1 protein-coding gene is annotated in these 589 nt (G+C 59.8%); it reads right to left on the reverse strand.

From position 1 onward, the window contains the following. Nucleotides 1-8: 8 nt before the first annotated feature. On the reverse strand, nt 9-589 hold a 581-nt coding region (locus A3754_RS23290), incomplete at its 5' end, for an RDD family protein (RefSeq protein WP_369817645.1).

Below are 589 nucleotides of genomic sequence, written 5' to 3' on the forward strand. Positions count from 1 at the left end.
AATCGGGGTTAAGCGGTGGTGCTCTGGGTCTGGATGACCCGGGTGCCGGCAAGGTGGTCGTGCAGGCAGCGGCGGTCAGACCGGAAAATCAGCAGCGGGTCGACAATCATGATCAGATTGACGCCGGGCAGCTGGGCGAGCACGTGAAAAACAAGGTAGCGCAGGCCGTAGAGCTTGCCTGCGGGCACGTTGTCCTGCTCCATGCCGACGATGCGCATATTGAGAATCGTCTTGCCAATGGTTTGCTGGCGGTTGAACAGCAGCCAGCCCTGCAGGGCGAGGAAGATCAGTTCCCCGGCGATGAACAGGCCAATGCTGGTGGTCAGGTTGATGTCGCCGCTGCCTTGCATCAGGGCGTCCCAGATGCCGGTGAAGTAGATGATCGGGCCGATGACCAGTAGCTGTACCAGCCCATCAATGATGGAGCCAAGAAAACGGTACAGGCGGCTGGCCAGTTCCGGGCTGTCGGGCCTGGCCGGGCGCCGGGTGGTGCTGTCCGGGGCCTGGTAGGGGTTGTTCGGGTTTTCGTCGGTCATGATGACGTCCTTGTTATGATGACTGTTCTTATGGTCAGTATTGCTAATGGTAG

The organism is Alcanivorax sp. HI0083 (genome assembly GCF_001635175.1).